Consider the following 23,845-nt stretch of genomic DNA (forward strand, 5'->3'; position numbering starts at 1 on the left):
GCCGCTTGCACCAGCCCGCGGATCGAAAGATTGCGCGCGACGGCCTCGGAGCGAGGTCCTCAGCGTTCCCTGAATGCCTCGGAGGCAACCTTGGTGAGCGGCGACAGCAGATAGCTGATGATGCGGCGGTCGTCGGTCTTGACTTCCGCGGTGAGGGTCATGCCCGGGGTGAGCGGTATGATCACGTTATCGATCTTCATCGCCGATTCCTCCAGCGCCACCGTGACGAGGAACACAAAATTCTGCGGCTGCCCGGGCGCGCTCGGCGTGTTCGCCATCGCATTCACGGTGCTGGTGGGGTTGGCCTGCTGGCGCCGCGCCGTCTGCTCGTCGATCGCGTCGTTGGCGACGTTGATGACCTTGCCATGCAGCGAGCCGAACCGGGTGAACGGGAACGTGTCGACCTTGACCACGACGTCCTGGCCGACCTTGATGAAGCCGATATCGGTGTTCGCCACATAGACCTCGGCCTGCAGCCGCCCGCCATCCGGCACGATGCTCAGAAGCTGCTGGCCGGTCGTGACGACCTGGCCGAGCGTCGTGACCGCAAGCGCCTGCACGGTTCCGGAGGTCGGGGCAAGCAGCTTGGTGCGGATCAGCTTGGTATTGGCCTTGGCATATTGCTGCACGGCGTCGTCGAGCTTTTTCTCGGCATCGGCGAGCTTCGTGCTGTTATCGGCGATGAAGGTCGCGAGATCTTTGTCCTTTTCGCCGCGCAGTTCGACGATTGCAGCCTCGGTCTCGAGCAGCTGACCCTTGTCGCTGGCAAGCGACGAGCGGGACTTGTCCAGCGACTCCAGCGCATCGAACAGATTGATCTTGGTGCCGACCTCGAGCTTGAGCGAGGCCTCGCGAACCGCCACGCGATCCTGCAGCGTTTTGATCAGCTCGGTCTGATAGGCGATGCTCATGTTGAGGCGTTCGCGGGTCGCGTGCTTCTGCGCGATCTGCTTCTCCAGCGTGCCGATGGTCTCGGCGAGCTGGGAAAGATCTGCCGCCAGCACACGATGTTCGCGGCTGCGGAACGCAGGCGGCACGTCATCCTGCCATTCGACGTCCGCCACCGGGAACAGCGGCTTGACCGGCCAGGCCTTCGCCTGATCGATCGCCACCTTGCGGCGGGCGACCTCCGCGCGAAGCGCACTCGCCGCCTCGCTTTGCCGCCTCGCCTCGGCCTCGGCCTCGGCGGCATCAAATGCCATCAATTCCTGTCCGGCCTCGACGCGCATTCCGTTGGTCACCGACAACGAAACCACCGTGCCCGGATCAAAGGGCTGAATGAACTTGGTCTGTCCGGAAGGAACAATCTTGCCGAGCGCCACCGCATGCACGTCCAGCCTGCCGAACACCGACCAGGCGAGCGCGGCCGCCACGAAGGCGCAGATCGTGAGCATCAGCGCCACCTTGACCGGCGACGCGGGGGTTTCCAGGATCTCCAGCGCGGACGGCAGGAACTCGCGGTCGGCGCCGCGAACGTCCGACTTGAATGGAAAAAGAACCTGGCGAGCCGGTGTGACTTCCTTGCCCATCACTTTGTCCAATCGTTCTGCATCGACCACAGACGGCCGTAGAGGCTGCCGCTGTTTGCGATCAGTTGGTCGTGATTGCCCTGCTCGACGATCTTGCCGTCGACCATGCCGATGATGCGGTTGCATGGCCGCACCGCGGCGAGCCGGTGCGCGATGATGATGACGGTGCGGCCCTTGGTGATGGCGCGCATGTTGTTCTGAATGATGCGCTCGCTTTCGTAGTCGAGCGCGCTGGTCGCCTCGTCGAGGATCAGGATCCGCGGGTTGGTCGCCAGCGCCCGGGCGATGGCGATGCGTTGACGCTGCCCGCCCGACAGGTTGCTGCCGCGCTCCTCGATCATCGTGTCGTAGCCTTGCGGCAGCGCTCCGATGAACTCGTCCGCGCCGCCCAGACGCGCGACGTGCATCACCTGCGCCCGCGTCATCGCCGGATTCGCCAACGCGATATTCTCGTGGATGGTGCGGTTGAACAGCAGGTTCTCCTGCAGCACGACACCGATCTGCCGGCGCAGCCAGCTTGGGTCGAGTTGCGCCACATCGACGCCATCGAGCAGCACCTGGCCGCGCTCCGGCAGGTAGAGCCGCTGAATCAGCTTGGTCAGCGTCGACTTGCCCGAGCCCGAAGGCCCGACGACCCCGATCACCTCACCGGCCTTCATCCGGAGCGAGATGTTGCGGAGCACCTCGGGACGGCCCGGCTGATAGCGGAACGACACGTCGCGCAACTCGATATCGCCTTTCGGCGGCGGCAGGGTCGGCAGGCTCGCCGGGATCGGCTCGACCGGCGTGTTGAGGATGTCGCCGAGCCGCTCGACCGACACCTGAACCTGCTGCAGATCCTGCCAGAGCTGCGACAGCCGCAGGATCGGCTGCAGCACCTGGCTCGAGATCATGTTGAAGGCGATCAGTTCGCCGACGGTCATCGTCCCCGCGATCACCGCCTGCGCCCCGAACAGCAGGATCATCGCCGTGGTGAGCCGACCGACATACTGGATCAGGTTCTGTCCGAGCGAGCCCAGCATCGACGCTTCGAAGGAGGTGCGGACATAGGCGGCCAGCCGGTCCTCCCACTCCGCCTGCATGATCGGCTCGACACTGGCTGCCTTGAGCGTCAGGGCGCCGACGATCGACTCGACCAGGAACTGCTGGCTGCGCGCGCCGCGATTGAATTTCTCCCGGATCTTCTCGCGCAGGAACGGACGGATCAGGCCCGCGATCAGCACGTAGAGCGGCAGCGTCGCCAGCACCACGAGCGTCAGGGGCACCGAATAGAGGAACAGAACGCCGACAAAGACGAAGGTGAAGAACAGGTCGAGAAGCGACGTCAGTCCCTGGCCGGTCAGGAAGTTCCGGATGGTCTCGAGCTCGCGCACGCGCGCGATCGTCTGGCCGGTTGCGCGGGTCTCGAAATAGGCGATCGGAAGCCGGAACAGATGATGGAACAGCCGCCGCCCGAGCTCGACATCGATGCGGTTGGTGGTGTGGCTCAGGGCATAGGTGCGCAGATATTGCAGCGTCGCCTCGAACAGGCCAAGCGACACCATCCCGACGACCAGCACGATCAGTGTCGACATCGCCTTGTGAACCAGCACCTTGTCGACCACGAGCTGGAAGAACAATGGCGTGATCAGGCCGAAGATCTGCACGAAGAACGATGCCAGCAGAACGTGCGAGAGCACGCGCCGGTAGCGCCAGATCGAGGGCAGGAACCAGTTGAAGCCGAATGTCTTCGGATTGACGCCGGCGCCGCCGGCCCGCCGCGTGATCAGGACGATGTTGCCGTCCCATTGCTGGGCCAACTGCTCGAGATCGACCTCGGCGCTGCTGCGGCGCACCGGATCGGCGAGACGGAACTGGCCGGCCTTGCCGCCCGGCGCGAGCACCAGGAAGCCGCCTTCCTTGAGCCCGATGATGGCAGGCAAGGGACAGTTGGTGAGGCGCTTCACCGTGGCGTTGGCGATCCAGCGCGCCTTCAACTCCAGGCGCTTTGCGGCCGCAACGAGGTCCGCGGACTCAGCGAGCCGTCCGGCTAGTCCCAACTCGTGGCCGAGTTGCCGGGGGTCGGCGGCGATGCGGAAATAGCCCGCCACCAAAGCCACGGAATACAGGCCGGTATCAACCTTCTCGACCGACGCCGGAGCGTCGTCGTTATCGGGGATTGCTGATTGCAACGTCATGACTATCCCTTGCTACAACCGCAATACCGCTCTCAACACCGAGGATGCGCTCGACGCCGTCCTTTGCCGGCTTGCCGCGTCTGGCCGGATCGAACTGCCGGACGAATTCCGCCCATTCCGGCAGGCAGCGCCGCTTCAGGTCGTACCGATCGACGATCGTGCGGCGCGCGGTCTCCCGCAGGCCCCGGAACTGCGACGGAGCGGCCAGCGCCTCGATCGTGAGTTCGGCCAGCCTTTCTGAATCGAAGAAATTGACCAGCAGACCGTTCTCACCGTCGACAATCACCTCTTCCACCGGCGCCGTCTTCGAGGCGATCACCAGCGCGCCGGCGCTCATCGCCTCCAGCATCGACCAGGACAGCACGAACGGATAGGTCAAATACAGGTGCGCGCTCGATATCTGCATTAGCGCAACGAACCTGTCGTACGGTATCGATCCGACAAAATGCACCCGATCGAGCGGCAGCGAATCCCGCACCTCTTCCAGGAAGATGTTCTTCCAGCTGCGGCCGTCCCTCGGCTTCGGTCCATACGAGGCGCCGTCGCCTCCCACGATCACGACCTGGGCGTTCTTCCGCTCTTCGAGGATCGCCGGCAGCGATCGCATGAAGATATGATAGCCCCGATAGGGCTCGAGATTGCGGTTGACGAAGGTGATGACTTCGTCCTGCGGGCCGAGCGACCGGCCGTTCGGCAGGACAAAGGTCGCCGCGGGATCGGGCGCCACCATGTCGGTGTCGATGCCCTCGTGCAGCACCTGGATCTTGGATTGCAGATGCGAGGGGTATCGCATCTTTTGCCAGTGCGTCGGAGCAACCGCGGCGTCGGCGTCCGTCATCGCGAGCAGGATCGGCGCATTGTTCAGGCGCGCGGCAAAGCGCTCGTTGAATGATAATGTCGAGTGAAACTCGGGATCGAAACCGATATTCGCCCCGTCGGCCGAATAGTAGAACTCGGCATGGACGGCGAGCCTTGCAGACGGCCAGACATCGCGCACCGCCAGCGTTTCGCCCCAGCCGACGTGGCCGAAAACGAGATCCGGAACGAACCCTTGCTCTCTTAACTTCAGCATCTCATCGGCGGCGTGCCGCGCCCGCACCACGTGCTGCGAGAAGGAAGCCGCCAGCGGCGAGGGTTTGCCGACATTCGCGTCGTTGAAACGGTAGCGCCGGACCGGCACGATTTCCGGCTTCGTGTTGCGGCTGTCGCAAAGCGCCAGGACCTGGTCGCCGGAGCGCTTCAGGAGCTGAGCAATGTGCCTGAACTGCGCTGGAAAATTCTGGTGGATGAAAAGAATGCGCATGACAATCGGGGTTCGGGTTGAGGTGCTTTCCTAGCGCTGTTTCTCGACAAGCAAGGTTTTCGGCCGTCGCGATTTGGCGGTTTCGAACAATGAATAGGTCCGGCTGACGTAGTTGGTCACGGCCGACACGCCCTGCATGTATTCTCGCAGCTGCGGCGTCATATCCGCCTCGACCATGCGGACCGGCCGGGTTGGATCCTGGAATTCGAAGCGGACGTAGAACCAAGGATCGCCGCGCTTCAGCACCAGTTCCTTGCTGATGTCATGCCATTCGAAGGCCCACATCATCGGGCGCGGCCAGATATGAATCGGCAGCCGGCCGCCGATCATCACGCCCGGCAACGGCGTCGTGTAGTAGTGATTGAAGGCCGGTAACTGCATCATGTAGACGAGTTCGTCGGCCAGGAAGACGTACGGGCTCCCAATTTGCAGAATTGGCCGCTTCGGATGACGCCATTCCTTGGGGGAGTTGAGCTTGACCAGTTCCGCGAGTGCCTTCGGCCGGATCGAGGACATGTCACCGGCCGTGCTGCTGAGCTTTGGCTCGTTGGTTTTCGGATCGATCGCGATCCGAAGCTGAATGTCGACCGGGCAGTTGACCTGGAAGATGCGCGCTTCGTGATCGATCACGGCGGGGCAATATGTCACGGCCTTGGCGTGCGCGGTGCGCTTCTCTTCCCGGCTGAGCCGGCTCGGGGCCTCCCACATGAAGGTGGCCTTGTTGGTGTCAAGCGTCCAACCAACCTCGACGGCCCTGTTGAGAGACACCTTTCGCTTCAAGAAATCAAACATTCCCCTAACCTCAATACCGGCCATCATAGTTGCTTCGGCCGGTTCATGCACTTCCAACTTCGTCGCGTCGAGATCCCGCAAAACCACGGGCTAACCAATTTGAAACGCTCCGCGCCCGACCGCGGTCAAAGCGGACGGGCGCTTTCGATCTGGGAAACTGGGGGTTTTCGAACCATCCAGTCCGGATTGGCGGCGGCGGAAAGGGGGCCCGGGAGAAAGCTCCCGGGCCCCTCTCGTTAACTGACAATCGAGAAATTCGCCGCCGTGACCGTGGCTGCGGAAGCGCCGTTCAGCCAGACCGCAGTGTCGCCATCGACCTGGACGACGAAGTAGGCGCCGTTCTGGTAGGAGTGCGACAGCACGTCAGCGAACGAACTGAAGCCGGTGCCATTCAGCTGCACGGTATCCGTGGCTGCGTTGAAGTCCTGAACCACCTCGACGCCCGGCACGTCGTTGGAGACGAACGTATTGTTGCCGCCGCCGCCGAAGTAGTAGTTCACGCCGGTGCCGCCATCGAAATAGTCGTTGCCGGCGCCGCCGAGCAGAACGTCAACCCCGGCACCGCCGTACATGGTGTCGTCGCCGTTGCCGCCGTAGAGATAGTCGTTGCCCTGGTCGCCGAACATGACGTCGTTGCCGTCGTCGCCATTCTCGACCGCCGAGCCCTGGGTGGCGATGATGACGTCGTTGCCCGTTCCGCCGTAGGCATTGCTGAGGTTGCCACTGCTCATGTAGAGCCAGTCGTCGCCGGCGTCGCCTTCGAGCAGATCGGTGCCGGCATCTCCGCTGATGGTGTCGTTGCCGTTGCCGCCATACGACGTATCGTTGCCGGTGCCGCCATACATCAAATCGTTGCCGTCACCGCCGAACAGGAGGTCATCGCCGCCGCCGCCTGCAAGGACATCGTTGCCGAGGCCGCCGTACAGACCCGGCGTCACGGAACCGAAAGCGCCAGTGATGGCGGCGCCGCTGTCGCTACCGTCGCCACCGTAGATCGTGTCGTTGCCGTTTGAGCCATCCAAGCGGTCGCGGCCAGCACCGCCATCGATGATGTGGAGCTGCGTGGTCAGACCGCTCGAATCTTCCTGGATATAGTCGTCGCCGCTGCCGCCGTACTCGAACTGGCTAGCGGTGCTATTGCCACCCTGGATGAAATCATTGCCGTCACCGCCGTAGAAATTGCCGAATGCCGTGCTGCTCCAAAGCGCATAGATATAGTCGTTGCCCTGGCCGCCCTCCCAGTAGTCGAAGCCGACAATGCTGCTTCCCATCGTGTCGTTGCCCTGGCCGCCATAGAGTGAATCGAAGTTATCTGAGGGCAAGACGCTGTTGTTGGTGCTGTCGCCGTAAAACACGGGCATGGAATATCTCCGTCAATATTGGCTCTTCGTCGAGCCGGCCAAAAACTTAGAGGCGGCCAAATATGGGGAACCGCCGGGGGACGAAATGGCCTCGAAAGGCCGGTCTTCAAACAAGGCGTTGACCTAGCATCCAACTGTTTTGGTATCGGCGATGGTTGCAAGGTTCAATGCAATCGAAAATCACCTGCTTTAATTTCCAAGGCCGGCCGTAGAGATAGGCGACCGGCGCTTGGCACCAGAAGCCGGAGTTGCGAGGCCGCCTGCCCCGGCTCAAAACACCAAATAGAGGCTCGGAAGAAGGGTCCCGGACCCCGCCTCGCCGACTAACAATAGGGGAATTCGCCGCCGGGCACTGTGGTCGCGCTCACATTTGCGCTGATCAACAAACTGCCGTGTCGCGGCCGACCATGAAAAATCTCCGTCAATATGCAGGCTCTTCGTCGAGCCGCTAAAAAAAGCGAGGGCGGCCACAAATCGAAGCCAACCCAAACGATGCCGGCCACGGGGGCCGAACCTCTCAAATACGCCGTTACGCTAACACGGCGTTCGCCGGGCGCGCTATCGCCCTCAGGTTGCAGGTTCAAGGTGACGGAAAAAAGAAATCAGGTTCCACTGCAACCGCCCCACCTGCTATCAATCTCCGGTATTGTTGATTTTGGATGCTCCGATGTCGTTTCCCCCAGCCGCGATTTTCTATCTCCCCGAAGCCTACTCGCTTGGCGACAAGCGCATCATGGGACGTCAGGCTGCCGGAGCGGGATTTCTCAAGGCGCTGGCGCGCGAGAAACCGGAACGGCTGTTCTGCTACACACCAAAGCGGGAATTTGTCGATCAGTTCGCGACCGATATAAGGCGTTCCGGATCGGATACCACCACCATCGAATGGCTGCCGCCGCCGGCGCATCGACGTCTTGGCGAACCAGGGCTGCTGTATCTACCCGACCCCGGCCTCGGCCCGTACGCCTGGCGGCGGGCGCGGCATTCGCCTCGCGCCTATAGCCTGTGCGGCATCACGCACACGACGATGACCCATGTTGCGATGGGGATGCTGTCGTCGATGCCGCTCAGTCCGCTCGAGCATTGGGATGCGGTTATTTGCACCTCTCTTGCAGTGCACAAGAGCGTCGACCAGTTGCTTAAGGCGCAGGCCGCATTCCTGAAGGCGAGGCTGGGCGCGCGCCGAATGCCGATACCGCAGCTTCCGGTGATCCCGCTCGGGGTCAATTGCGCCGACTTCACCTTTCGCGAAGGCGAACGGCAACGCGCCAGGCAGATGTTGGGAATCGACGACGATGAGATCGTCCTGCTTTACGTCGGACGCCTGTCTTTCCATGCCAAGGCCCACCACGTTCCCATGCTGCTGGCGGCGGAACAGGCCAGCAAGGGACATAAGGTCGTGCTGGTGCTGGCCGGCTGGTTCAGCCGCGACGCCACCGAGGAGCTCTATGTCCGCGAGTGCGCCCAATTTGGCCCGTCTCTGCGGCGCATCTTCGTCGACGGGCGCAAGGCCAAGGATCTGAAGGCCGCATGGGCGGCGGCCGACATCTTCACCTCGCTCGCCGACAATTTTCAGGAGACGTTCGGCCTCACGCCGGTCGAGGCGATGGCCTCGGGCCTGCCGGTCGTGGTGTCGGACTGGAACGGCTACAAGGAGACCATTCGTCACGGTACCGACGGCTTCCGGGTGCCAACCCTCACTTTGCCGCCAGGTTCGGCCGAGTTCCTCGTCGAGCGGGCAGACTTCGGCTTCGACAATTACGATACCTATACCGCCCTCACGAGCCAGATGATCGCAGTCGACATCCCCGCCGCCGCGACCGCCTATTCGACGCTGTTTGCCAATCCCGACCTGCGGCGGCAGATGGGAGCAGCCGGGCAGAAGCGCGCGCGCGATCACTATGACTGGTCGCAGATCATGAAGCTGTACGCACAGCTTTGGACCGAACTCGGAGCGCGCAGGCGAAGCAAGGTCGAAGGCACCGTGCCGGCAGGAGCAATCCGGCCGGACCGGCTCAATCCGTTCACGATGTTCAACTCCTATCCGACGCGAACGCTCGACGGCGCATGCGTATTCGCGCTGGGCGAAGGCGTGGACCGCAAGGAAGTGCAACGCAGGCTTTCCGCCGAAAGTATCGCGCGGGCCGCTCAGGTAGTTGCCAGGCCGCAGGTTGTGGACGAGATCGTCGGCACCTTTGAAAAGCATGGCCCGTCGTTGTCGATGTCGGACCTGATCCGACACATGCCCAACGTACCCGGTGAATCTGTGGAACGAACGGTGATGGTTCTGACCAAATGCGGTGTCCTCACCCTGCAGTCAAAACCGAAAGCGACGCCTTCCGCGAGCAAATCGTAATCCGGCGGCTGGCTCGAGCAATGGCGCATCGCGGTGGCCGCATTCGCGACCGCGAACGGTTTACCCTTTCCTAGCCATCCGGACACACCGGGAAACAATTGGCTCCCGCTGTCAGGTTGGTGTCAGCTGGCCCGACTAGCGTTGCAGCGCGCTGTTTCTCAGGCGGCGCGCGCCCTTGCTTGGAAGGCCTCATCCGATGGAAACATCGGGTGGGGCCTTCTGCCTGCGTGCCCGGCAGGACGACCGCGGATGATCGCGGCCCTCACTGCAACGGCGAGTGCGGCGCCGGCAGCATGATGGTCGAGTGCATCTCTTCCAGCAGCAGCGTGCCCTTGCTGAGGAATTCCAGCCAGGCCGGATCCTTCATCGCCCCGCCGCGCGCCGCAGCGCGGGCGTTGAGATCGGGATAGGCCCAGATATGGCAGACCTCGTTGGGCTGCCCGGAATCGGTGTGCCAGAGGCCGACGATCTTGGAATATTTCTCGCGCTCCGGCAGCACGCCGGTGATCAGATCGAGCCATTGCTTGACGCCGCCGAGCGGCTTGGCGCGATAGTTGCGGAATTCGTAGATGTTGCCTGTCGTCGCCGGCGTCACCGGCGGGATGATCGCATTCAGCAGCCGCACCTCCTGGCGCACCAGCAGCGGACGGATCGCCGGGATGTACTCGCCGGTCCAGCGCGGATTTTTCGCGAGCTCTCCGCGCAGCCGGCTCCGCTCGTTGAGATCGGCGTAGCTCCACATGTGCATGACCTGATTGAGCGGACCGATCTCGGTGATCCAGTAGCCCTCGAGCTTGCCGAAATTGTCGCCGCGGATATCGCGCGAGATCGTGCTCGCCGCCTTCACCATCTCGCCGACAGTCCCTGGACGTACCGTGTAGGTGCGCAGCTCATAGATCATGGTTGTCTCCCTGATTGTTCCCGATCGATCGTGCGGGCAAGATGAAATGGGCAAGACGAAAAAGCCCGGCGTGAGCCAGGCTTTCGAAAGGGATTGCGGACTACTCGGCCGCCTGTGCGTTGATCTCGGCCGAGACCTCGCGGATGGCGCGGGCGAGCTGCTCGGCCGGCTGGGCGCCGGAGACCGCGTATTTCTGCGCGAACACGAAGGTCGGCACGCCGGAAATGCCCTTCTCGGCGGCCTCCTGGGCCTGCGCAGAGACCAGGGCCGTGTCCTCGTCGGTGGCAAGGCGCTTGCGGACGTCGTCGGCGTCGAGCCCGACATCGGCTGCCGCCTGCACCAGCACGTTGATGTCGGTGAGATCGCCGCCGTCGCGGAAATAGAGCTCCATCAGCCGCTGCTTCATCTCGGCCGCCTTGCCCTCGGCCTCGGCCCAGTGGATCAGGCGGTGGCAGTCGATCGTGTTGGGCTGCCGCTTGACGAGCTCGGGATGGTAGGTCAGCCCCTCCTCATTGGCGGCGGCGACCACGCGGCCGGCGATGCCCTTGTAGGCCTCGACCGAGCCGAACTTGGCGGTGAGATATTCGTCGCGGCTGATGCCCTCGCGCGGCACCCAGTTGTTGAGGAAGAACGGCCGCCAGTGCACCTCGACCGGCACATCCGGCACCAGCTTGAGCGCATCCTCGATCCGATGTTTGCCGATATAGCACCAGGGGCAAACGACGTCGGAGACGATATCGAGGCGAAGCGGCTTCAGGTCGCTCATTGCGGGGTTCCCGGCGGAGATGGAACCGCAAAGGTAGGCCGAAAGTGCCCCGAGACAAGCCGCTATTTCATACTGGCTGCCATCTGCCGCATCCGCTCGGCGGTCAGCTCATCGGCCGGAAAGAAGGTCTCCAGCGCCAGTTCCTGCAGCGTGATATCGACGGGTGTGCCGAACACCATGGTGGTCGAGATGAAGCTCAGGATCTCGCCATTGAGGCGCAGCTTGAACGGGAGCGCGACATTGTTGTCGGGAGCGATCGGGGCCGAGCGCGCCGGGATCGGGTAGGACCTCAGGTCCTGATAGAGCTTCAGCAGCTCCGGATCGGCGGTGGCCTCGCACTGGCGGTGCAGCCGCTCGAGCAGATGCGCGGCCCATTCCGGCAGGTTGACGGTACGCGGCGCCAGCCCTTCCGGATGGAAGGCGAGCCGCAGGATGTTGAAGGGCTGGCCGAGCAGCCGCTGCGGCACGCCCTCGAGCAACGGCGCCACCATGCGGTTGGCCGAGACCAGATTGTAGTGCCGGTCATAGGCCAGCGCCGGATGCGGCTCATGCGCCTTCAAGACCAGGTTGATCGCCTCGCGCGCCGATCTCAGCGCGGGATCGTCCAGCGGGCGTTGCGGGAATGCGGGGGCGAAACCCGCGGCGACCAGCAGCACGTTGCGTTCGCGTAGGGGCACGTCGAGGCGCTCCGCCAGCTTGAGGACCATGTCGCGCGACGGCGCCGAGCGTCCGGTCTCGACGAAGCTCAGATGCCGCGCCGAGATCTCGGCATCGACGGCAAGGTCGAGCTGGCTGAGATGACGGCGCTGCCGCCACTCGCGCAGGTGCTCGCCGATCAGGACGGGTTTTGCGGGCTCGGCTCGCGCCAAGGATGCATGTGCGTTCATGGTGCAAAACCTACCATGCGAAATTCGGTCGTTCCATTACGTCCGGGGTAATCGAATTGGCGCGCGGGCCGGCTCATCTTCCACGGCACAGGAGATGACCATGCTGATGCTGTCCCTTATCCGCGCCTTCGCCGTCCTGATCCCGTGGCTGATCCATCTGGCCACCTGGCTCGTCGCGCGCTCGCTCAACATGCCGCAGCCGCTCGTGCACGCGACCGGCCTGTTCATGTTCGCGCAGGTCTATGCGGTCGAGATGAGGGTCGGCAAGGCACTCTGCCCGTTCCGCCTGTGGCGCCAGCTGCAGTCCCTGTTCCGCTGACCAACCCGATCCCCAACCAGAGGAGAACCTGCCATGATCCATTCGTCCCAGCTGTTGCGCCGCGCCCTGCTCGCCGACGCCATCTTCAGCGGCGTATCCGCCGTCGCGATGGTGCTCGATGCCGGCGCGCTGGCGTCGTTCTTCGGTCTGCCCGAAGCGCTGCTGCGCGAGACCGGGCTGTTCCTGGTCGCTTACACCGCGCTGGTCGGCTGGCTCGGCACGCGCACTTCAGTGCCGAAAGCGGTGGTGATGCTGGTGGTCATGGGCAACGCAGCCTGGACGCTCGCCAGCATCGCGCTGCTGCTCTCGGGCGCGGTGTCGCCGAACCTGCTCGGGACGATCATGATCCTCGCCCAGGCGATCGCCACCGGCGTGTTCGCCGAGCTGCAATACGTCGGGCTGCGCCGCAGTGGCGAGACTGTCGCGGCGTAAGCCGAATGGAAGACGTGACGAGCGGCCGTCGCGGCAAACGCGGCGGCCGCTCCCGGTCGTCAGCTCAGAGCTACTGCGGCAATCATGCCCGCAAAGGTCAGCGCCAGGCCAATGATCAGCATCGGCACGAGGCTGCTGCCTGAAAACGGATTGGGCTGATCCTGTTGAAACTCCGTCCTGTCGATTGCACGCGCGATCGCTTTCGCCCTGTTCCTCATTGCACTGCTCCTGCTTCGTTTCGCCTGTATCGCTCTCCCACCCCGAGCATGACGCCTTGCCCGCTGGCGACGCCCATCTCCAGGCTGGCGGCGATGCGCCGCGCGCGGTCGATGAAATGCTCCGCCGCCACGGACGGGCACAGCTCGGCTGCCGTTGCCTCAAACAGTTGGAGCCAGCGGTCGAAATGCGCGGCATCGACCGGCAGCGGCACATGCTTGACCATCGGCGTGCCGTGATAGCGCCCGGTCATCAGCGCGACCGAGGACCAGAACGCGCACATCTGCTCCAGATGCGGGTCCCAATCGCGGATCCTGGTGTCGAACACCGGCGCCAGCATCGGGTCGCGGCGCACCTTGGCGTAGAAGCCGTGCACGAGGCACTCGATCATCGCCTCAGTGATCCCGGTCCGCTCGACGATCTGGGCCGTGATCTGCTCGCGCCGTTCTGCCCCTGTCATGGCGGGCCTCCATAAATAGGTATTTCAAATACCCATTTAGCGGGCTATATCAGCCCTGCCAAGTTCTGTTTTCGAGGGCCTCCCATGCGCCTGACGTCGTTCACGGATTTTGCCCTGCGCGCGCTGATGCGGCTGGCCGGCGAGCCGGACCGGTCGTTCGCCACCAGCGAGATCGCGGCCGAATTCGGCATTTCCCGCAATCACCTCGCCAAGGTGGTGCGCGACCTCGCCGAGGCCGGCTTCATCACCACCCAGCGCGGCGTCGGGGGCGGGTTTGCGCTGGCGCGGCCGCCGCAGGCGATCACCCTCGGCGAGGTGGTGCGCGCGCTGGAGGGCGACAGCGCACTGGTCGAATGTTTCAGGGATGATGGCGGCGATTGCGTGCTGCTGCCGCGCTGCCGGCTGAAGGCGAGGCTTGCGGCGGCGCGCGAGGCCTTCATGCGCGAGCTCGATGGCAGCACGTTGGCGGATTGCACCTACTTTCCGCGACAGCCCGCGAGGGCGTCATGACAGGAATCGCATTCGCTGACGGCACGTTCGAGGTCGATGCCAACGTCGTCGCCGAGGGGCTTGGCATCGCCGTGCCGTTGCTGCAAGCCAAGATGCAATCCGGAAAGATCACGACGCTGTCGGAACGCGGGGTCGACGCCGATGCGGGCCGGCATCGGCTGACCTTCTTTTCGGAACACCGCCGCTTGCGCCTTGTCATCGACGAGCGCGGCACGATCGTCCAACGCTCAACACTCGATTTCGGCGACGCCCCGCTGCCGGCATCGGCGCGCAAGCCCGGCGGCTAAGAATTGTTGCACTCCTACGGACAAGCGGACATCGCGCGTGCCAAAAGAGACCACGCCATTTGGGCACACGGTCTCATTCCGGAGACCGGTGTCAGGCGGAGAGCGCCCGCGCGTCACCACGCTTCGAAGCGACGCCCTTCTTGCCGGCAGCCTTCATATAGGAATGGCCGTTCAGGTGCTTGCCATTCAGCTTGCCGTTCGCCTTGGCGCCGTTTGGCTTGACCTTTGGCGCGGCTTTTTTCTTGGCCTTCGCCCTCTCCGCCGCAAGCTTCTCGGCCTTGCGCTGGGCCTTGCGCTCGGTCTTTTCCTTCAGCCGCAGCCGCTCCGCCCTCGCCTCCGCGCGCTTCTTCTTGCGCTTCTTCTCGCAGGCGTCGCACTTGCAGCCGATCGGCTTCAGATAGGCTTTGAAATAGTCGGTTCCGTAATCGTAGTTGATCTCGTCGCCCGGCTCGATGTTCTTGATGGCGCGGATGAACACCTTGCGCTTGCGTGGGCGGACGTCGGATTCCGCGTTCGGCCGGCAGGCGTGGTTGATGTAGCGGGCGAGGTTCTCGCGGATCGAGCCGTCGATGGTCCAGCGGTTGGTGAGCTCGAACAGATATTTGTTCTCGATCGCGTCCTCATCCTTTTTCTTCGAGTCGAGCAACGGCCCGAAATAGCGGATGATCTTGTCGCCTTTCTTGATCGGCTTGGTGGCGAAAAGGCCGAGGCCGGTACGGGAACGGCCGACGCGATAAGGCTTGTTGGATGATATCGTGGGCATGACGATCGAGGTTACGGCACGCTGGGGCGCACGTGACAAAAGTTGCGAAGCCGCCCTTCTAGGACGATTCCGCGCGTCTGTCAGGTGTTTCCCGCGTGTCTGTTGAACCTTCCCCAGATTGCGTATGTCAGACACAAAGTAACGTGGATCGTAAGTCTCCCCTGATGAAATACCTTGCTTTTGCAACAGCCATTATGGCGCTTGCCAGCGCAAATCCTGGTCAGGCTGGCTCTGAGGCGATCAGCAGCAGCTACACCTCGACCGCGCCGAAGGCCTGCCGGATGATCGGCAAGCCCAGCGAGGAGGACGGCAGCACCACGAGGGTCTGCCCGGGGAAATCCGGCCTTGTGGTGCTGATCAGCGAGGGCGATCTGCGCGAAGTGGTCTCGGTCGGCCGAAATCGCGAGGCGGCAGCCAGGGAACCGGCGGCGCAGGCCTGGTTCGGCCCATTCAGCTCGAGCGGCGACACCGTCGAATGGCGTGCAGCCGGCAGCAAGCCTTTTGCCATCATCCAGCGCTGGCTGATTGCCGACAACAGCGAGCAGGACAAGCGAGGCGGTCCCGTCTCACGGGCGATGCTCGCCGTGACGCGGCTCCCGCCTGGCGAGATCTGTCACGTCGCCTATGTCGACGTCGCGGCCAATCCCAACGCCAACGAGCTGGCGCGCCAGGCCGCCGACGACTTCGCCCGCGATTTCAAATGCGGCGCGGATCAGGTGAAGACGATCGGCCAGAGCGGCCGCAGCACGTCGCTCACCAAGCGCTAGCACGCTACCGGGGCGACATCGGTTACGGCCGCGGCGGACGGCTTGAGGCCAACCGCAGCATCGCGATCAGCAACGTCTCCGGGGTCGTTCCTTCGGGCGACAGGTTCAGAATCTTGGAGAGCCGTCCGTCGAGCAGCAGCATGGTGAAGCCATGCACCAGCGACCAAGCGGAAGCGATCGCGGCAGCCTGCTCGAGCGAAAGCGAATCCCTGGAAATCTCCTCATGCCGGCTGGCACCGACGCCGCGGGCCAATCCTGCGAACGAGGCTTCGGACGATTCATGCAGCGATGGTCGCGAGTAATCCAGCCGTTCGCTGCGGAACATCAGCCCATACATTCCTGGATGCGCCTGCGCATAGGCGACGTAAGCCTTGGCGCTCGCCATTCCCTTCTCCGGCGGCGTCGCTGCGGACGCGTTCGCCGCCGCCATCGCTTCGCCGAACTGCCGGAAGCCGATCGCAGCGAGTTCACTGAGCAAACCGGTGAGATCGCCGAAATGATGCGTGGGCGCGGCATGCGACACGCCGGCCTCGCGCGCCACCGCGCGCAATGTCAGCCCCGGGAGCCCGTCACGCTCGAGCACGCGCTCGGCCGCCTTGAGCAGCGCCTCGTGCAGATCGCCGTGATGATACGGCGCGTCATTGGCCCGGCGCCGCGCCGGCCGGTCAGCGGTTGCACGCGCAACCCTGCGGGTGCGCGTCGGTGTCGGACGAGCGGCCTTGTTTTCCTTGGATAATCTTGTCATGCGGCTCTTATATGTCGCAATTTTTACACTGTAAAGATTTTGCTTGACGATCGGCCACATCACTCGTACTGATATCTTTACGATGTAAAGATCATGAAGGAAGGAGATGCGGATGCTCGATCAGGTGACATCAAATGCCGTGCGGACCAATCTGGCGCCGATCCCATTCGAGGCCGATGCGCCGTTCCTGAAGATCACCGGTGAACTGCCGCGCGAGCTGAACGGCACGCTGTATCGCAACGGCCCCAATCCGCAGTTCGACGCGCCGGGCGCGCACTGGTTCGTCGGCGACGGCATGCTGCACGCCTTCCATCTCGAGAACGGCCGCGCCAGCTACCGCAACCGTTGGGTCCGCACCCCGAAATGGCAGGCGGAGCACGACGCTGGCCGCGCCCTGTACGGCGGCTTCGGCCGCAAGCTGCCGGATGCGCCGGCGTCCGCACCGACCGATGGCGGCGTCGCCAACACCAACATCATCTTCCATGGCGGCCGCCTGCTCGCGCTCGAGGAAGGCCATCTGCCGACCGAGATCGAGCCGGACACGCTGAAGCGCACCGGCTATTGCGACTACAAGGGCGCGATCTCCGGCCCCTTCACCGCGCATCCCAAGATCGATCCGGTCACCGGTGAGCTGGTGTTCTTCGGCTACAACGCCGCTGGCCCCCTGACGCCCGCGCTGTCGTTCGGCTCGGTCAGTTCAGCCGGCGTGGTGACGCGGTTCGAGCGCTTCGAGGCGCCCTATGCCAGCATGGTGCACGACTTCATCGTCACCGAGAACCATGTGCTGTTTCCGATCCTCCCCATCACCGGCAGCATGCAGCGCGCGATGCGCGGACAGGCGCCCTACGCCTGGGAGCCGGAGAAAGGCGCCTATGTCGGCGTGATGAAGCGCAGCGGCGCATCCAAGGACATCATCTGGTTCCGCGCCGAGAGCTGCTACGTCTTCCACGTCATGAACGCCTGGGAGGACGGCAACCGCATCATTGCCGACGTGATGCAGTTCGAGGAGGCGCCGCTGTTCAACCATCCCGACGGCTCGCCGACCGACCCGAAAAAGAACCGCGCGCGTTATTGCCGCTGGACCTTCGATCTCTCGGGCAATACCGACCGCTTCACGCAGACCTATCTCGACGACCTCACCGGCGAATTCCCCCGCGTCGACGATCGCCGCGCGGGACTTATCAGCAATCACGGCTGGTACGCCTGCGCCAATCCCGACCTGCCGATGTTCGGTGCGCTGTCGGGCGTCGTACATGTCGACGGCCATGGCAAGCGGCTCGGCCACTATCTCCTGCCCGCCGGCGACACGATCTCCGAGCCTGTCTTTGTCGAGCGCCACTCTGGCGCCGCCGAGGGCGACGGCTGGCTGCTCGCCGCGGTCTGGCGTGCCCGCGAAAATCGCAGCGACCTCGCCGTGTTCAACGCGCAAAATGTCGAGGCGGGCCCGACGGCGCTGGTCCATCTTGGTCACCGGGTGCCGGACGGATTCCACGGCAATTGGGTGGGTGCGGAGTAAGCCGCGCGTCCGAGAGCCTCCATTCCTCCACGCGTCATGCCCGGGCTTGTCCCGGGCATCCACGTCTTTTTCAGCTCCTTAATGAAAGACGTGGATGGCCGGGACATAGGCGAGCGGAAGCGACGCCGTCCTTCGGACAGCTATGCCCGGCCACGACGGCAGAAAGCGTGCGCCAAGCGGCACCACCAGCACATCAAATTGAAAATACTCAAGTTTTCTCTACGATCTCACGATTTTGACACTGTAAAGATTTCGCTTGACGCCTCCCTCGCCCACCTCTAGGGTATCTTTACGATGTAAAGATTAGCCGGATGAGGCCGACCATGACGATCTTCCTGATCCTCGCTCCCTACGGCGCCTTCGCCACGCTGATGCTGGTGGCCTCGGCCAATTTGAGCCTGCTCTGTGCCGCGCTGATCTGCCTTGTCGTCATCGCCTCCGATATCGCGCGCGGCCGCAGCATCAAGATCCTCGGCGTCGGCTCGGTGATCGTGTTCACCGCGGTCGGCTGCTACCTCACCTTCATCGACGCGACGCCGAGCAGCATCGCCGTGAAGATTGCCGTCGATGCCGGCATGCTGCTGGTGACGCTGTTCTCGATCCTGATCGGCCATCCCTTCACGCGGCAATACGCGCTCGAACAGGTCGCGGCCGAGATCGCGAAGCTGCCCGGCTTCACCCAAGCCAACTACCTGATCACCGGTGCCTGGGCTGCCGCGACGCTGCTGATGCTGATCGGCAACATCGCGGTGCTCTACGTGCCGGCCCTGCCGCTGTGGACGGGTCTGCTGATCGCCTTCGCCGCACGCAACGCCGCGGTGTGCTTCACCCGCTGGTATCCGCAATATCGCGCGGCCAAGTACGGCGCACCGCCGGCTCGCGCGCTGCCGTCGCACTGAACGCTGCTATAACAACACCAGAACAATCACCCGCCCGAGGAAACGGAAACCACGACGATGAAGAGCGTATTTGCCAGGCTTGCGAGCGACTTTCTCTCCACCATCGTGTTCCTGGTGGTCTATCTCGCCACCGACAACGTCCTGATCGCCACCGGCGTTGCGATCGCGGGCGCGATTGCGCAAGTGGTCTATGCGCGCGTGAAGGGACAGGCGCTCGGCTACATGACCTGGGCAAGCCTCGCGCTGGTGATCGTGCTCGGCAGCGCGACGCTGCTGACCAACGATCCGCGCTTCGTGCTGGCGAAGCCCGCGATCGGCCACATCGCGATCGGCGCGATCATGCTCAAGCGCGGCTGGATGCTGCGCTATCTGCCGCCGATCGTGACCGAGACCATTCCGGAATACGCCACCCTCGCCGGCTATGCCTGGGCCGTGCTGATGTTCGTGCTCGCCGCCGGCACCATCGCGATCGCAGCGACCGGCGACATGAAGCTGTGGGCGTTCTACGTGTCGGTGGTGCTGCTCGGCGCCAAGATCGTTGCCTTCGCGATCCAGTACGTCGCCTTCCGCTTCCTGGTCGGAAGCCGGCTGCGCGCCGCCGCCCGCGCCTGATCGCCGCAGCCGCGAACTAGGCGCGCGCGGCAAGATGAGCTATACCCGCGCACGCCCTGGAGCACCGGCTCTGACTGCGTCAGAGCCAATGCTCCAGGTTCTTGTTTGACGCGTTTTCTTCACGCGAACCGGTACCCACTTCGCTTGAAAACGCTTTTACCATGAGGGGAGACATATCAATGGCGGTGGACGGAAACTGGAATCTGACGATGACGACGCCGATGGGCGAGCGCAAGGCGACGCTGTCGCTGGCGAGCTCGGGCGGCACGCTCACCGGCACGCAGGGCGCCGAGGGCAATTCCACCGAGATCTTCGACGGCTCCGTGAACGGCGACAACGTCACCTGGAAGGTTTCCATCACCAACCCGATGCCGCTGACGCTCGAATTCACCGGCAAGGTTTCCGGCGACGGCATCGCCGGCGAGATGGGCATCGGCCCGATGGGCAGCTTCCCCTTCACTGGCACCCGGGCGTAGCGCCAGGTCCACACGCCGACCAGCTCAAACAAGAAGCCGAAGCGCACTGACGATTCAACCTGATCTCAGCGCGCTTCGGCTCTCAGCGGCGGACGCTGGCGGGCTCGTTACGATAGGCCCTTTGAATGGTGCTGCGCTCGATCTCCGCGGCTGCGGCGGCTGCCTCGTCCGCCGATTTCCGTATATTGCCCATGTTCGCCACTGCCGCGGCCGCCATTGCGGGATGGATGCGCGACATCTCGAACTGCCGGCGCTCGAGCGTGGAAGCGACACGCTCCTGCATCGCGACGAGATACAGGTCCCGGATCTTGGGGTTATCCGCGAGGTTCTTGGCATAGTCCTCGGTGCGCCCCTTGGCGCCGTCCAGCCTCAGCTTGACGCGGGTCGCAGCGCCCTTCTCCTCAGCCGAGAGCTCAGCAGTGTAGCGGAACAACTCCTCGCTCTTCCTGCGGACGATCCAGACAACCTGCGCGTCGCCGATGTTGCGGACCACGTCCAGCGACTGGCTGCCGAAAACAAAGGGCGGCAGCTCGGCCTTCGCGAGGTCCTGCCGCGCCTGGGTGATCGGCACGGGATAGACCGTGCCATCCGCGGGGTTTGGAAAGATGTAGTACAGATAGCCCACGACGCAGGCCACGAGAAATGCACCGAAAGCAAACTTCATCGTCAACTCCCTTTATTGATTTCCATTAATCGTCGACGCGGAACACCAGGCCCGTCTCGAGCCCGGCGCGCTGCACCTGGCAAATCTTGTCCTTCCCGGGCCCGACGCGTTGGACGTCGAATTTGCGGCCTTCGAGGATCGCGGCGACCTGCTCCTGCACGGCCGGACGAAGCGGCTGCTGGAAGGCCGGCCGCCTGTAGGATTGCGACCCGTCATACGCCTCGCCGTTGCCGGCCGAAGGCATACGTATCTCGACCTTGGTCTGGTTCTCGCTGAAGGCCGTCAGCACTGCGGTGAATCGCACGACCTCGCGGCCGCTGCTGTGAACCCGCCAGGTGACCTCGTAACCCGGGATGCCTGACGGCGTCACATGGACCAGAATTCCGCACTGCTTGGCGTAGACCATGTCGGCAAGCTTGTCGTTGAACAGGCGCCGATAGGCTTCGCTGACGCTCACATCGTACACGCCGGGCGGCCGCTCCTTGTTGCAGCCGGCGAGGCCGAGCGCCGCGAGCACAAGCGCCGCGCGTCCAATCCGCTGTATCGCCGAATGTGTCATGTCATCCACGCCCACTACCCTTGGATGAGCGCGGAGGGTCGACGACAAACGTTAAGGGTCCTTGGCCGAAATCGGTTGCTTTGCTCGCGCCCCACAACCCCGCGCGTGGCAGAACGTCGCAGTCGCCGCAGCGTGGTTAACAGCAGCGATACGGCGCGGGCTTGACGCTAGAACCAGATCTGCATCGGCACTCTGTGCGCATCCAATGGCGGCGTCCCTTCCGGAACGCTTCCGCAAGGCTCGCACGCGGCGAGCGCCACCGCGCAGGCGTCCAGCACATCGTCGCGCTTAGCCCCGGTGCCGATCCGCGCCTCAGTGAGCCAGCGATCGATGTCGCGAAAGCCAACGCGCTTAAGCAGCCTGCAACGGAGTGCATCGCCCTCCTCCGACTTCTTGCGGGGCAGCGGCGTGCCGCCGTTCAGCCGCAGGAACACCAGTTCGGGATGCACCTCGCGGATGTCGCGCGCGGCGTTCGCGCGCACGAACGCGTCGACCTCCATGATCTTGTTGCCGAGATGCCAGAGCTGCCGCGAGACGCGGGTCTGGCCGCGCCGCAACGCCTCCTGGTTCGCAACGTCGGGATCGCGAAACTCCTCCCACAGCCAGCGCCGTGCCCCGGTGAAGACGCGCGAGGTGTGCGGACGCAGGCGCTCGCGGGCGAGACGGTCACACGCGCGCTCGCCGTCATCAGTCATGCCGATCGGGATGTCGATCCCGGCACGATCGAACGGACGCGCCAGCGCGTCCGCAATATCAGTGTGAAAGGAAATCGTGCGCCGGTCGCCGTCGATGCTGACGGCGACCCAGCCCCTGGAGAATCCGTCGAGGCCTGTTGCCCTCAACCCGGATCCTCAACCGAGGTTCAGTTCCTTGAAGAAGTCGTTGCCCTTGTCATCGATGATGATGAAGGCCGGGAAGTCGACCACTTCGATGCGCCAGATCGCTTCCATGCCGAGCTCGGGATACTCGACCACCTCGACCTTCTTGATGCAGTGCTCGGCGAGGTTCGCCGCGGCACCGCCGATCGAACCGAGATAGAAGCCGCCGTGCTTCTTGCAGGCCTCGCGCACCGCGACGGCGCGGTTGCCCTTGGCGACCATCACCATCGAGCCTCCAGCGGCCTGGAACTGATCGACGAAAGAGTCCATGCGTCCCGCCGTGGTCGGGCCGAACGCACCGGAGGCGTAGCCCTCGGGCGTCTTGGCCGGGCCCGCGTAGTAGACCGGGTGGTTCTTGAAATAATCCGGCAGCGGCTCGCCCTTCTCCAGCCGCTCGCGCAGCTTGGCGTGGGCGGAGTCGCGCGCCACGATCATGGTGCCGGTCATCGAGACGCGGGTCTTGGTCGGATATTGCGACAGCGTCGCGAGAATGTCCTTCATCGGCTTGTTGAGGTCGATCTTGACGACCTCGCCGCCGAGCGACTGCTCGACCGCGGGCAGATACTGCGCCGGGTTGTGCTCGAGCTCCTCGAGATAGACGCCGTCCTTGGTGATCTTGCCGAGCACCTGACGGTCCGCCGAGCAGGACACGCCAAGCCCGATCGGCAGCGAGGCGCCGTGGCGCGGCATACGGATCACGCGGACGTCGTGGCAGAAATATTTGCCGCCGAACTGCGCTCCGACCCCCAAGCTTTGCGTCATCTTGAGGATTTCCTGCTCCATCTCGAGATCGCGGAACGCATTGCCGTCGGCCGAGCCGTGGGTCGGCAGCGCATCGAGATAGCGCGCCGAGGCGAGCTTCACCGTCTTCATGCAGAGCTCGGCGGAGGTGCCGCCGATCACGATCGCAAGGTGGTACGGAGGACAGGCCGCGGTGCCGAGCGTCAGCACCTTCTCCTTCAGGAAGGCCAGCAGCCGGTCCTTGGTCAGCACCGAGGGCGTCGCCTGGAACAGGAAGCTCTTGTTGGCGCTTCCGCCGCCCTTGGCCATGAACATGAACTTGTAGGCGTCATCGCCCTCGGCGTAGATCTCGCACTGCGCCGGCATGTTGTTTGCGGTGTTCTTCTCCTCATACATCGACAGCGGCGCCACCTGCGAATAGCGCAGATTGCGGCGCAGATAAGCGTCGCGCGCGCCTTCGGACAGCGCCGCCTCGTCGTCGCCGTCGCTGATGACGTTAAAACCCTTCTTGCCCATGATGATCGCGGTGCCGGTGTCCTGGCACATCGGCAGCACGCCGCCGGCCGCGATGTTGGCGTTCTTGAGGAAGTCGAAGGCGACGAACTTGTCGTTGTCGCTGGCTTCCTTGTCCTCGAGGATCGAGCGCAGCTGCTTCAGATGGCCCGGCCGCAGATAGTGATTGATCTCGCCGAACGCGGCCTCGGAAAGCGCCCGCAGCGCCTCGCGTGACACCACCAGCATGTCCTTGCCCAGGACCTTCTCGACCCGAACGCCTTCGCTCGTCACCTTCTTGTAGGGCGTGGTGTCCGTACCGAGCGGGAACAGCGGGGTGTGCTTGTAGGGCGGAACGGGCTTCTGCTGGTCGGGAAAGGCGGTGGGGGCGTTCATGAGCTGCTCGTTTGGGCTGCGCGTCGGTTCGAAAAGCCGGTCGG

At 63.8% G+C, this 23,845-nt stretch carries 26 protein-coding genes; 10 read left to right on the forward strand and 16 right to left on the reverse strand.

Annotated features, from left to right (window positions below):
* Positions 1-59: 59 nt before the first annotated feature.
* From G6P99_RS30710 to G6P99_RS30730, 5 genes are all read right to left on the reverse strand, one after another.
* Entirely contained in the window at positions 60-1,529 is a 1,470-nt protein-coding gene (locus G6P99_RS30710; protein WP_029085449.1) for an HlyD family type I secretion periplasmic adaptor subunit, read from the reverse strand.
* Complete coding sequence (locus G6P99_RS30715; protein WP_051346872.1) at positions 1,529-3,706, reverse strand: type I secretion system permease/ATPase; 2,178 nt, start codon at positions 3,704-3,706, stop codon at positions 1,529-1,531. Before G6P99_RS30715 ends, G6P99_RS30710 begins: the two co-directional genes overlap by 1 nt.
* The gene (locus tag G6P99_RS30720) at positions 3,678-5,009 is read right to left on the reverse strand and encodes a glycosyltransferase (RefSeq protein WP_063619012.1); all 1,332 of its coding nucleotides are present in this window, start codon (positions 5,007-5,009) and stop codon (positions 3,678-3,680) included. Before G6P99_RS30720 ends, G6P99_RS30715 begins: the two co-directional genes overlap by 29 nt.
* Before the next feature lie 30 nt (positions 5,010-5,039).
* Positions 5,040-5,882 carry a hypothetical protein gene (locus tag G6P99_RS30725; protein WP_245284977.1) on the reverse strand — a complete coding sequence of 281 codons (843 nt, stop codon included), beginning with the start codon at positions 5,880-5,882 and terminating at the stop codon, positions 5,040-5,042.
* A 155-nt stretch (positions 5,883-6,037) separates the two neighbouring features.
* Positions 6,038-7,162, reverse strand: a complete 1,125-nt coding sequence (locus G6P99_RS30730) for a calcium-binding protein (protein WP_051346871.1) — start codon at positions 7,160-7,162, stop codon at positions 6,038-6,040.
* 1,045 nt (positions 7,163-8,207) lie between these two features.
* Here G6P99_RS30730 and G6P99_RS30735 point away from each other — a divergent pair.
* Positions 8,208-9,515: a glycosyltransferase family 4 protein gene (locus tag G6P99_RS30735; RefSeq protein ID WP_198031306.1), complete on the forward strand. Its 1,308-nt coding sequence runs from the start codon at positions 8,208-8,210 to the stop codon at positions 9,513-9,515.
* Between the two features lie 262 nt (positions 9,516-9,777).
* Here G6P99_RS30735 and G6P99_RS30740 read toward each other — a convergent pair whose 3' ends face one another.
* The 3 genes from G6P99_RS30740 to G6P99_RS30750 all read right to left on the reverse strand — a co-directional run bounded on the left by G6P99_RS30740 (position 9,778) and on the right by G6P99_RS30750 (position 12,069).
* Complete coding sequence (locus G6P99_RS30740) at positions 9,778-10,416, reverse strand: NIPSNAP family protein (protein ID WP_029085446.1); 639 nt, start codon at positions 10,414-10,416, stop codon at positions 9,778-9,780.
* A 100-nt stretch (positions 10,417-10,516) separates the two neighbouring features.
* Complete coding sequence (locus G6P99_RS30745) at positions 10,517-11,182, reverse strand: DsbA family oxidoreductase (protein WP_029085445.1); 666 nt, start codon at positions 11,180-11,182, stop codon at positions 10,517-10,519.
* A 62-nt stretch (positions 11,183-11,244) separates the two neighbouring features.
* Entirely contained in the window at positions 11,245-12,069 is an 825-nt protein-coding gene (locus G6P99_RS30750) for a helix-turn-helix domain-containing protein (RefSeq protein ID WP_029085444.1), read from the reverse strand.
* A gap of 94 nt (positions 12,070-12,163) precedes the next feature.
* On the opposite strand from G6P99_RS30750, the gene G6P99_RS30755 reads away from it, so the two are divergent.
* Positions 12,164-12,388, forward strand: coding sequence for a hypothetical protein (locus G6P99_RS30755; RefSeq protein WP_029085443.1), 225 nt, complete (start codon positions 12,164-12,166; stop codon positions 12,386-12,388).
* A gap of 33 nt (positions 12,389-12,421) precedes the next feature.
* Positions 12,422-12,820 carry a hypothetical protein gene (locus tag G6P99_RS30760; protein WP_029085442.1) on the forward strand — a complete coding sequence of 133 codons (399 nt, stop codon included), beginning with the start codon at positions 12,422-12,424 and terminating at the stop codon, positions 12,818-12,820.
* Between the two features lie 59 nt (positions 12,821-12,879).
* On the opposite strand, the gene G6P99_RS30765 is transcribed toward G6P99_RS30760, so the two are convergent.
* Both G6P99_RS30765 and G6P99_RS30770 read right to left on the reverse strand, forming a co-directional pair.
* Positions 12,880-13,038 (reverse strand): hypothetical protein, encoded by a 159-nt coding sequence (locus G6P99_RS30765; protein WP_165124514.1) that lies wholly within the window; start codon positions 13,036-13,038, stop codon positions 12,880-12,882.
* Complete coding sequence (locus G6P99_RS30770; RefSeq protein ID WP_165124517.1) at positions 13,035-13,496, reverse strand: group III truncated hemoglobin; 462 nt, start codon at positions 13,494-13,496, stop codon at positions 13,035-13,037. Before G6P99_RS30770 ends, G6P99_RS30765 begins: the two co-directional genes overlap by 4 nt.
* An 84-nt stretch (positions 13,497-13,580) precedes the next feature.
* Between G6P99_RS30770 and G6P99_RS30775 the strand changes: the two genes are divergently transcribed.
* Positions 13,581-14,006 (forward strand): RrF2 family transcriptional regulator, encoded by a 426-nt coding sequence (locus G6P99_RS30775; RefSeq protein WP_029085440.1) that lies wholly within the window; start codon positions 13,581-13,583, stop codon positions 14,004-14,006.
* Positions 14,003-14,293, forward strand: coding sequence for a DUF6522 family protein (locus G6P99_RS30780; protein WP_029085439.1), 291 nt, complete (start codon positions 14,003-14,005; stop codon positions 14,291-14,293). Before G6P99_RS30775 ends, G6P99_RS30780 begins: the two co-directional genes overlap by 4 nt.
* Positions 14,294-14,384: 91 nt before the next feature.
* Here G6P99_RS30780 and G6P99_RS30785 read toward each other — a convergent pair whose 3' ends face one another.
* A complete protein-coding gene (locus G6P99_RS30785; protein ID WP_035978651.1) occupies positions 14,385-15,056 on the reverse strand; it encodes an SET domain-containing protein in 672 nt (223 codons plus the stop codon).
* A gap of 164 nt (positions 15,057-15,220) precedes the next feature.
* Between G6P99_RS30785 and G6P99_RS30790 the strand changes: the two genes are divergently transcribed.
* Positions 15,221-15,823, forward strand: a complete 603-nt coding sequence (locus G6P99_RS30790) for a hypothetical protein (RefSeq protein WP_029085438.1) — start codon at positions 15,221-15,223, stop codon at positions 15,821-15,823.
* Positions 15,824-15,845: 22 nt separating this feature from the next.
* On the opposite strand, the gene G6P99_RS30795 is transcribed toward G6P99_RS30790, so the two are convergent.
* Positions 15,846-16,568: a TetR/AcrR family transcriptional regulator gene (locus G6P99_RS30795; RefSeq protein ID WP_029085437.1), complete on the reverse strand. Its 723-nt coding sequence runs from the start codon at positions 16,566-16,568 to the stop codon at positions 15,846-15,848.
* A 112-nt stretch (positions 16,569-16,680) separates the two neighbouring features.
* Here G6P99_RS30795 and G6P99_RS30800 point away from each other — a divergent pair, with 112 nt between their 5' ends.
* The 4 genes from G6P99_RS30800 (at position 16,681) to G6P99_RS30815 (ending at position 20,071) form a co-directional block, all read left to right on the forward strand.
* Positions 16,681-18,084 carry a carotenoid oxygenase family protein gene (locus G6P99_RS30800; RefSeq protein WP_029085436.1) on the forward strand — a complete coding sequence of 468 codons (1,404 nt, stop codon included), beginning with the start codon at positions 16,681-16,683 and terminating at the stop codon, positions 18,082-18,084.
* A 323-nt stretch (positions 18,085-18,407) separates the two neighbouring features.
* Positions 18,408-18,983, forward strand: coding sequence for a hypothetical protein (locus G6P99_RS30805; protein WP_029085434.1), 576 nt, complete (start codon positions 18,408-18,410; stop codon positions 18,981-18,983).
* A 57-nt stretch (positions 18,984-19,040) separates the two neighbouring features.
* Positions 19,041-19,595 (forward strand): inner membrane-spanning protein YciB, encoded by a 555-nt coding sequence (locus G6P99_RS30810; protein WP_029085433.1) that lies wholly within the window; start codon positions 19,041-19,043, stop codon positions 19,593-19,595.
* A gap of 179 nt (positions 19,596-19,774) precedes the next feature.
* Positions 19,775-20,071 carry a hypothetical protein gene (locus G6P99_RS30815; protein WP_029085432.1) on the forward strand — a complete coding sequence of 99 codons (297 nt, stop codon included), beginning with the start codon at positions 19,775-19,777 and terminating at the stop codon, positions 20,069-20,071.
* A gap of 82 nt (positions 20,072-20,153) precedes the next feature.
* Here the strand turns inward: G6P99_RS30815 and G6P99_RS30820 are convergent, their stop codons facing one another.
* From G6P99_RS30820 to G6P99_RS30835, 4 genes are all read right to left on the reverse strand, one after another.
* Positions 20,154-20,735, reverse strand: coding sequence for a hypothetical protein (locus G6P99_RS30820; protein ID WP_029085431.1), 582 nt, complete (start codon positions 20,733-20,735; stop codon positions 20,154-20,156).
* 25 nt (positions 20,736-20,760) lie between these two features.
* Complete coding sequence (locus tag G6P99_RS30825; protein WP_156929166.1) at positions 20,761-21,303, reverse strand: hypothetical protein; 543 nt, start codon at positions 21,301-21,303, stop codon at positions 20,761-20,763.
* Between the two features lie 158 nt (positions 21,304-21,461).
* Complete coding sequence (locus G6P99_RS30830) at positions 21,462-22,136, reverse strand: DUF429 domain-containing protein (RefSeq protein WP_029085429.1); 675 nt, start codon at positions 22,134-22,136, stop codon at positions 21,462-21,464.
* 9 nt (positions 22,137-22,145) lie between these two features.
* The gene (locus tag G6P99_RS30835; RefSeq protein WP_165124520.1) at positions 22,146-23,801 is read right to left on the reverse strand and encodes a fumarate hydratase; all 1,656 of its coding nucleotides are present in this window, start codon (positions 23,799-23,801) and stop codon (positions 22,146-22,148) included.
* Between the last annotated feature and the right edge of the window lie 44 nt (positions 23,802-23,845).

This window comes from Bradyrhizobium sp. 6(2017), from assembly GCF_011058295.2.
In the GTDB taxonomy this organism is placed as follows: domain Bacteria; phylum Pseudomonadota; class Alphaproteobacteria; order Rhizobiales; family Xanthobacteraceae; genus Bradyrhizobium; species Bradyrhizobium septentrionale.

Excerpts from the sequence above, each read along its gene's own strand:
- G6P99_RS30750 (WP_029085444.1), bottom strand. The coding sequence starts at position 12,069 with ATGAACGCACATGCATCCTTGGCGCGAGCCGAGCCCGCAAAACCCGTC.
- G6P99_RS30765 (WP_165124514.1), bottom strand. The coding sequence starts at position 13,038 with ATGAGGAACAGGGCGAAAGCGATCGCGCGTGCAATCGACAGGACGGAG.
- G6P99_RS30835 (WP_165124520.1), bottom strand. The coding sequence starts at position 23,801 with ATGAACGCCCCCACCGCCTTTCCCGACCAGCAGAAGCCCGTTCCGCCC.
- G6P99_RS30805 (WP_029085434.1), top strand. The coding sequence starts at position 18,408 with ATGACGATCTTCCTGATCCTCGCTCCCTACGGCGCCTTCGCCACGCTG.
- G6P99_RS30795 (WP_029085437.1), bottom strand. The coding sequence starts at position 16,568 with ATGACAAGATTATCCAAGGAAAACAAGGCCGCTCGTCCGACACCGACG.
- G6P99_RS30790 (WP_029085438.1), top strand. The coding sequence starts at position 15,221 with ATGAAATACCTTGCTTTTGCAACAGCCATTATGGCGCTTGCCAGCGCA.
- G6P99_RS30770 (WP_165124517.1), bottom strand. The coding sequence starts at position 13,496 with ATGACAGGGGCAGAACGGCGCGAGCAGATCACGGCCCAGATCGTCGAG.
- G6P99_RS30820 (WP_029085431.1), bottom strand. The coding sequence starts at position 20,735 with ATGAAGTTTGCTTTCGGTGCATTTCTCGTGGCCTGCGTCGTGGGCTAT.
- G6P99_RS30740 (WP_029085446.1), bottom strand. The coding sequence starts at position 10,416 with ATGATCTATGAGCTGCGCACCTACACGGTACGTCCAGGGACTGTCGGC.
- G6P99_RS30715 (WP_051346872.1), bottom strand. The coding sequence starts at position 3,706 with ATGACGTTGCAATCAGCAATCCCCGATAACGACGACGCTCCGGCGTCG.
- G6P99_RS30710 (WP_029085449.1), bottom strand. The coding sequence starts at position 1,529 with ATGGGCAAGGAAGTCACACCGGCTCGCCAGGTTCTTTTTCCATTCAAG.
- G6P99_RS30735 (WP_198031306.1), top strand. The coding sequence starts at position 8,208 with ATGCTGTCGTCGATGCCGCTCAGTCCGCTCGAGCATTGGGATGCGGTT.
- G6P99_RS30775 (WP_029085440.1), top strand. The coding sequence starts at position 13,581 with ATGCGCCTGACGTCGTTCACGGATTTTGCCCTGCGCGCGCTGATGCGG.
- G6P99_RS30815 (WP_029085432.1), top strand. The coding sequence starts at position 19,775 with ATGGCGGTGGACGGAAACTGGAATCTGACGATGACGACGCCGATGGGC.
- G6P99_RS30780 (WP_029085439.1), top strand. The coding sequence starts at position 14,003 with ATGACAGGAATCGCATTCGCTGACGGCACGTTCGAGGTCGATGCCAAC.
- G6P99_RS30730 (WP_051346871.1), bottom strand. The coding sequence starts at position 7,162 with ATGCCCGTGTTTTACGGCGACAGCACCAACAACAGCGTCTTGCCCTCA.
- G6P99_RS30720 (WP_063619012.1), bottom strand. The coding sequence starts at position 5,009 with ATGCGCATTCTTTTCATCCACCAGAATTTTCCAGCGCAGTTCAGGCAC.
- G6P99_RS30785 (WP_035978651.1), bottom strand. The coding sequence starts at position 15,056 with ATGCCCACGATATCATCCAACAAGCCTTATCGCGTCGGCCGTTCCCGT.
- G6P99_RS30755 (WP_029085443.1), top strand. The coding sequence starts at position 12,164 with ATGACCATGCTGATGCTGTCCCTTATCCGCGCCTTCGCCGTCCTGATC.
- G6P99_RS30745 (WP_029085445.1), bottom strand. The coding sequence starts at position 11,182 with ATGAGCGACCTGAAGCCGCTTCGCCTCGATATCGTCTCCGACGTCGTT.
- G6P99_RS30800 (WP_029085436.1), top strand. The coding sequence starts at position 16,681 with ATGCTCGATCAGGTGACATCAAATGCCGTGCGGACCAATCTGGCGCCG.
- G6P99_RS30760 (WP_029085442.1), top strand. The coding sequence starts at position 12,422 with ATGATCCATTCGTCCCAGCTGTTGCGCCGCGCCCTGCTCGCCGACGCC.
- G6P99_RS30810 (WP_029085433.1), top strand. The coding sequence starts at position 19,041 with ATGAAGAGCGTATTTGCCAGGCTTGCGAGCGACTTTCTCTCCACCATC.